A 7,031-nucleotide genomic window follows, 5' to 3' on the forward strand; every position below is an offset into this window, starting at 1 on the left:
CTTCTTGATCGTGGCATTCTGTATATTCATCATGGTGAAATTCATCAATCAGATACGCCGCAAGAAAACTGAGGAACCGGCTCCGGCAGCCGCTCCTACCCACGAAGAGGAACTGCTCACCGAAATACGCGATCTCCTGAAGGCACAGAACTCTCCGGAGAATAAAAAATAATAGGATGTTTGAATAGCAAGAAGTCTGGAAATTTATCTTCGCGATAAATTCATATAGGCGCTAAGCTTCTTGACACAAGTTATTTACGGCCGAAATCGGCCGGTATCTCACCCCACTCCTCGGTAGGCCATTTGACCACCGGATTGCGGGGTGTGTGTGTCTGTAGCCACGTCTCGGCACGCCTGATCAGATCTCTGACAGCGGCATTTGCCGCCGAAGGCTTTATCTGTGTGCGTGCATGACGGTCGCGCACCCATGCCTGGGCCGTGCGGCTGTCGGAGTAAACAGTCACACCGCTGCGCCCCTCCTTTTCAAGCATCGCCAGAGCATGGACTATGGCCAGAAACTCGCCTATATTGTTGGTAGCGCCGCCTATAGGACCGAAATGAAACAGTTCGCGGCCTGTCGACAGATCCACGCCACGGTATTCCATCGGACCTGGATTGCCCGAGCAAGCTGCGTCGACGCATATTGCATTCATGTTTATACCCGGCAAGGCCGAATAATTGGTGGTCACTGCCGGACGCGCTGCAATGGCCGATATGACGGCCATGTCGTCGGCCCGCGACTCGTTACGGTAGGCCGATATAGCCGCCTCGAGAGTGGAAAAACCCTTGTAGCGTGCACCCGGAAAGCCCTGTGTCTGGAGCTGGCATTCCTCCCACGAATCATAAACGCCGGTATCATGGCCGGCCCATACTACGTAATATTTCTTTGCCATCTGCGCTCAGGAAAGTGTTAGGTAAATATTTATGTCGACAGGTCTCACACGCGCTATTGAGGCTACACGGCTGTCGACAGCCTTGCCGAGAAAAGTCATTGCCGCACGCTGCATGCCCGGCATAAGTCTGAGTGCGTTGACAAGACCGTCGGAAGCCGTTATATCGCTGAAAAAAGTCAGGAAAGTATTGCTCAGAGCCATGGCTGCAGTGCGTGGCACCGCGCTCCCGGCATTTACATAGCAGCAGCGCACCTCGCCTATCTCTGCCACGGCATCGGCAAGATCTATGCATTTGAGCGAAGGAAATACCCTGCCCGGACACGACGACAGGTCGAATATCACCACCCCGCGCTTCATCTCGTCGACAATCTCACCTCCAAGCACCGGAGGAATCGACGTATCGGTCACAACTACTATGTCGGCAGTGCGCAACGCCCCACGCACCACTCTCGGATGAAGCGAAGATCCTATGGCCCATGCCCCGAGATCGCGGGTGACATCGCGAAGGCGATACACGTCGTCGTCAAATATCCTCACCATCGCACCGGCGCCCGAGGCCGAGCGCGCAGCCGCACACGCAGCTATGCCCGAACCAATGATCGTGGCCTCACATGGCACTATGCCGGCCACACCGCCGAGCAAAATGCCCTTGCCATTGACCGGATCGGCAAGCAGCGCCGAGGCTATGGCCACCGAGGCCCGGCCGTCTATCTCCGAAAGTATGTCGGCAAACGGAGTGTTGCCTCTGCTGTCGGATATGCGGTCTATGGCTATGGTTATTATATGATTGTCGAGCAAAGCTTTCACACCACGTCGGTCGAGCAGATGATAATGGCTCATTGTCAGCAACATCGCTCCACGTCGCATAAGTCTCGCCGATTGTTCTTCGACCGGACGGAGATGTATCACTATATCGCATCCGAAAGCTTCGGTGCGCCCCGTTATCACGGCTCCGCAACGTAAATATGCCGCATCCGGATAGTGGATCGAACTTCCGGCTCCATGCTCCATGCGCACCTCATATCCGCGCTCCGTCATTATCGCCACAGCCTCGGGAGTAAGCGGAAAACGCTTCTCGCCTCCGCCATCACATCGTGGCAGACCTATGGTGAACGCACGCTTCGACTTCCTTACAGCCGCCGGAGCCTCGCAATTTTCTATAGCGGGTGTATTCATATATCGCTTTCTTTTGCAGTGAGTCCGAGCTGCGATATGAAGCGTGAGGCAGTTTCGCCCACCTCGGCTTCGTTTTCGAGAAGATCAGACCTGAAAACCATGCTCGCCTTGCTATAGTAAGGCATACGGCTTTCGAGAGCTTTCACTATGAATTCACGCAGCTGTTCCGATTCCATGCCGGCTATAAGCGGACGTTTGTGGCGTCCGCGCATCAGGCGCGTATGGAGTTTTTCAAGCGATGCGTCGAGATACACCGTCACACCCTTGCTGTTCATTATCTCCATATTGTCGAAAAAACATGGAGTGCCGCCTCCACAGGCCACTATCACATCCTGAAAATCCGACGTTTCAATAAGCATCCGGCGCTCTATGTCCCTGAAGCCTTCCTCGCCACGCGAAGCGAATATCTCTTTTACACTGGCATGAAAACGCGCCTCTATGAAGTTGTCGAGATCTATGAACTGAAGACCTGTCATCCGTGCGACATTGCGTCCGAGAGTCGACTTGCCGCAGCCCATGTAGCCTATGAGAAATATCGGTTTCATAATATTTTATTGCAAACTTACTTAAAATATCCGACTTTTTAGTTAAGTTTGCTCATAGAATCGACTACCTATGGAAAAACTGATGCAATATGTATGGCAGCATCGTCTGTGGCGGCAGAACGATATGCGCACCGTCGACGGACGACGCCTTCAGGTCATCGATCCGGGAAGGCTCAACAACGATGCCGGTCCCGACTTCTTCAACGCCAAGATAAGCATCGACGGACGTATATGGGCAGGCAACGTGGAGATACATTTCAGAGCAAGCGACTGGCATCGTCACGGCCATTCGTCCGACAGGGCATACGATTCGGTGGTGCTTCATGTCGTAGACCGCGACGACGCCGTCATACGCCGGTCCGACGGCCAGATAATACCGCAGATGCGAATGCCATGCTCACCCGATCTGCATCTTAAATATGGCGCTCTGGTAGGAGCCGCCGACCGCGATATCCCATGTGCGGGAGCTATAAAGGATATGCCCTCGGTATATATTACCGACTGGATGTCGACCCTCGGATTCGAACGTCTTTATGCAAAGGCCGAACGACTCGAAGAAATGCGCCGCCGCTTCGGAGGCGACTGGGAACAGGCTGTCTACATCAGTGTGGCCCGCTGTCTTGGATTCAGCGTCAACAGTGAGCCTTTCGAACGTCTGGCCATGAGTATGCCTCTTATGTTCATAGGCAAGCATGCCGACTCTCAGCTGGCTGTGGAAGCTCTTCTTTTCGGCCAGAGCGGACTTCTCGACAGATATGCCGGCAGCGATCCCTACGCGGCGCGTCTGAGCCGTGAGTATGCTTTTCTGTCGCATAAGTTCGGACTGCGTGCTCCCGAAGCACTCGGATGGAAAATGGCACGCATGCGTCCGCCCAACCTCCCGTACCGTCGCATAGCAGTGCTTGCTTCACTGATTCGTTCGGGATTCAGAATGACTTCACGCCTGCTCGCCGTGCGCACCATAGATGATGCCATGGCTCTTTTCAGCCCTGCAATGGACGGATACTGGTCGACACGCTACACTTTCGGACCCGAAGGCAACCGCACGCTCAAAGCCATGAGCCGCGAATCGGTCACTATCATGACCATCAACTGCGTAGCTCCTTTGATGATGGCTTACGGAACAGTACATGGCGACACGCACCTCACCGACCGCGCATCAGCACTGCTGCATTCGCTTGCACCCGAAAACAACAGGATAGTATCCATGTTTGGTGAGGCAGGCATCAAAGTTCCCGACGCATTCACAAGTCAGGCGCTTGTAGAACTCAGACGCAACTACTGCGAGAAACGCAAATGCCTGTATTGCCGGATAGGCCACCGTATGCTTGCCGACAGCGCACGCCGCCGCGAATAAATGTCATTTTATCATCCGTATCAGTCAGTAAATTTTTTGCCTGATACTTCCTACACTACAAACCTGCATATCACAACAGCTCGATGCCGGCCGCATGACAGGCATCAATCTGTTCCTGCGGCCATATGCTTGCCTGCACTTCGCCTATATGGGCTTTCTGAAGCATGAACATGCACAGACGGCTCTGACCTATGCCTCCTCCTATGGAATAGGGGAGTTTACCGCTCAACAAGGCCGAATGAAAAGGCAACGAGGTTCTTTCGGTGCATCCGCGCATTTCAAGCTGACGGCGGAGCGATTCGCCGCTGACTCTTATACCCATCGACGATATTTCGATTGAACGTCCGAGCACACTGTCCCACAATATTATGTCGCCGTTAAGACCGTTATGTCCATCGCCTGTCGGGGTGATCCAGTCGTCATAGTCAGGCGCGCGCCCGTCATGTGGTTCACCTCCGTCAATAGGCGCTCCTATCCCTATCAGGAATATAGCTCCATATCTGCGGGCGGCCTCATCCTCGCGCTGCTTCGATGTCATGCCGGGATATATGCGCTTGAGATCCTCGGCATGTATGAATTCTATATTTTCGGGAAGTCGCGGAGTTATATGCGGAAATCTCTCGTAGACTTTGGCTTCGGTGGCTTTGAGCGAATCGTATATTTTTTCTACGATCGATTTAAGGAACGACAGATTGCGGTCCGATTCATGTATGGTCATTTCCCAGTCCCACTGGTCGACATACAGCGAATGAAGATTGTCAAGATCCTCATCGGCTCTGATGGCGTTCATATCGGTATATAGTCCGAATCCCGGCGCAATGCAATATGCTCCGAGCTTCATTCGCTTCCATTTGGCGAGCGAATGGACCACTTCGGCTCTGCTACCTCCGACTGCTTTTACTTCAAAACTTACCGGACGCTCCACACCGTTGAGATCATCGTTGAGTCCAGTGCCCGACAGCACAAAGAGCGGGGCAGTGACACGCCTGAGATTGAGATTTGACGACAGACGCTGCTGAAAATCGTCCTTTATCATCTTGATAGCGACTTCCGTCGTTTCGGGAAGAAGCTTGCGTTTGTAGCTTTTTGGTATTATCAGCGACATTTTTATTGACGTTTTGCTATGTGTTAGCGCAAATATACAACACTTTGCCTATATATCCAAACAACGCACGCCTTATATTATTTATATAACACGCCATTATATTATATGTGGCCTTATCGACATCCTCTAAGGCATTGAATAGCGTTTGATAATTCTTTAAGCTTCTATACATGCCTGAGGTGTACACCGTGGCTTACTGACATCGTGATATATTTATTTGAAAAATTAAAATCTTCAAAAAGCAATTCCAAAGAAAAATAACAATTGGTGTGAATTGCAACAATAACTTTTCGATGATTTGTTTGCATAATACTGTTATTGCATTCACATCTTATCGTATCATCACTTTATAAACACTGCAAATCTTTGTAAGATAATGTAACATCTGGTTTATTTACATCATGTTTATAACCTGTCGCGTAAGTAAGATTATAAAGATTATTGTGTATAAAAACGCCTTGTAACGGTGAGAAAAAGGTTTGATAATGCGTTGTTATCTTTTTTGTGTTTTTAAGCCTGCTGGTATATTGAAAATAGCAATGGTATATGCAAATTAAATTACTGAAAAGTTACGTTGTTGTTTTCAACACCATTTCAACACTTATTTACCATCGTTTTCATGTTAAAATAAAACATACTCTTACATACCTTATCTCGACATCTGAAGCATCCTTACTATCGGACGTCGGGCACGCTCGGCAAGCGTGGCATCTACCTCTACTTCGGGCGACATTTCGGCCAGACAGCGGCGTAGTTTTTCAAGTGTGTTGAGTTTCATATATGCGCACTCGTTGCATCCGCAGGTATCCGACGGCGGAGCGGCTATAAATTCCTTTTCAGGACATTGGAGACGCATCTGATGAAGTATGCCGCTTTCGGTAGCCACTATGAACCGTGTGGCCTTGCTTTCGCGTGCATACTGGAGCAGTACGGCTGTCGATCCCACCTTGTCGGCTACGGTCTGGATAGGTTTACGGCATTCGGGATGAACGAGTATCTCCGCGTCGGGATTTTCTCTCTTAAGCTCAAGTATTTTCTCAAGCGAGAAACGTTCATGTACGTGACATGCTCCATCCCACAACACCATGTTGCGGCCTGTCAGGCAGTTGATATATTCTCCGAGATTACGGTCGGGACCGAATATGATTTTCTCGTCATCCGGAAGAGAATTCACTATCTTAAGAGCATTGCCCGAGGTGACTACTATGTCGGTGAGAGCTTTTACGTCGGCTGTAGTGTTTACGTAGCTAATGACCGTATGACCGGGATGAAGCTTTATAAATTTTTCGAAGTCCTCGGCCTTGCAGCTGTCGGCAAGAGAGCATCCGGCTTCCGGATCAGGCACGAGAACACGTTTGTCGGGACAAAGTATCTTGGCTGTTTCTCCCATGAAATGCACTCCGCACATCACTATTACATTCTCTTCCACATCCTGGGCTATGCGGGCCAGTGCCAGGGAGTCGCCTATGAAGTCGGCCACATCCTGTATCTCAGGATTTGTGTAGTAATGGGCCATTATCACCGCGCCCTTTTCTTTTTTAAGCCGGTTTATCTCTTCGTGCAGACGGGTTGTTTCCTCGGAGTAGCTCTTTGTACCCATGATTTATATAGTATAGGATAAAATTAAAATATAATACCAAGTAAAAGCAATAATGTCTGTAAGCGGTGTGGAAAGAAATATTTCCTTCATTGCCCGCAAATACGTTGTCAACACTCTTACTTACATTGACTTTATATTTATAAACACTAATGTATATTGAATATCAGTATATTATATAGTTTATAAACATGGTGTCAATTTCATGCAAAGTTAATAAATATTTGAGAATGCAAAGCTTCATAATTGTAAAAAATGCATCAGGAAGTTTGTCATAACTTTGTGTGTTGTCATATATTTGCTTGGGGAGGGCTTGTAAATGAGAAGATGCTGAAAAGTATGTTACAGGTATAAACAC

General features: G+C 49.6%; 8 protein-coding genes. 2 read left to right on the forward strand and 6 right to left on the reverse strand.

The window, feature by feature from the left end:
* Positions 1-10: 10 nt before the first annotated feature.
* The gene (locus C5O24_RS09550) at positions 11-172 is read left to right on the forward strand and encodes a large conductance mechanosensitive channel protein MscL (protein WP_439331589.1); all 162 of its coding nucleotides are present in this window, start codon (positions 11-13) and stop codon (positions 170-172) included.
* Positions 173-251: 79 nt separating this feature from the next.
* Here the strand turns inward: C5O24_RS09550 and C5O24_RS09555 are convergent, their stop codons facing one another.
* From C5O24_RS09555 to C5O24_RS09565, 3 genes are read right to left on the reverse strand one after another with little or no spacing between them, the layout of a single operon-like run.
* Entirely contained in the window at positions 252-893 is a 642-nt protein-coding gene (locus C5O24_RS09555) for a ribonuclease H1 domain-containing protein (RefSeq protein WP_107035386.1), read from the reverse strand.
* 6 nt (positions 894-899) lie between these two features.
* Entirely contained in the window at positions 900-2,069 is a 1,170-nt protein-coding gene (locus C5O24_RS09560) for a Rossmann-fold NAD(P)-binding domain-containing protein (protein ID WP_107035385.1), read from the reverse strand.
* Positions 2,066-2,614 carry a shikimate kinase gene (locus C5O24_RS09565; protein WP_107035384.1) on the reverse strand — a complete coding sequence of 183 codons (549 nt, stop codon included), beginning with the start codon at positions 2,612-2,614 and terminating at the stop codon, positions 2,066-2,068. The genes C5O24_RS09560 and C5O24_RS09565 overlap by 4 nt, the downstream gene beginning before the upstream one ends.
* Before the next feature lie 70 nt (positions 2,615-2,684).
* Here C5O24_RS09565 and C5O24_RS09570 point away from each other — a divergent pair, with 70 nt between their 5' ends.
* Complete coding sequence (locus tag C5O24_RS09570; protein WP_107035383.1) at positions 2,685-3,971, forward strand: DUF2851 family protein; 1,287 nt, start codon at positions 2,685-2,687, stop codon at positions 3,969-3,971.
* Positions 3,972-4,041: 70 nt separating this feature from the next.
* Here C5O24_RS09570 and asnA read toward each other — a convergent pair whose 3' ends face one another.
* The 3 genes from asnA to C5O24_RS14305 form a co-directional block, all read right to left on the reverse strand.
* Complete coding sequence (asnA, locus tag C5O24_RS09575; RefSeq protein WP_107035382.1) at positions 4,042-5,076, reverse strand: aspartate--ammonia ligase; 1,035 nt, start codon at positions 5,074-5,076, stop codon at positions 4,042-4,044.
* 649 nt (positions 5,077-5,725) lie between these two features.
* The gene (gene nadA, locus C5O24_RS09580) at positions 5,726-6,676 is read right to left on the reverse strand and encodes a quinolinate synthase NadA (RefSeq protein ID WP_107035381.1); all 951 of its coding nucleotides are present in this window, start codon (positions 6,674-6,676) and stop codon (positions 5,726-5,728) included.
* A gap of 163 nt (positions 6,677-6,839) precedes the next feature.
* Positions 6,840-7,031 (reverse strand): hypothetical protein (locus C5O24_RS14305; RefSeq protein ID WP_205961087.1); only part of this gene is annotated, 192 nt, incomplete at its 5' end.

Origin of the sequence: Paramuribaculum intestinale, from assembly GCF_003024925.1 — a bacterium.
GTDB classification, from domain to species: Bacteria; Bacteroidota; Bacteroidia; order Bacteroidales; family Muribaculaceae; genus Paramuribaculum; species Paramuribaculum intestinale.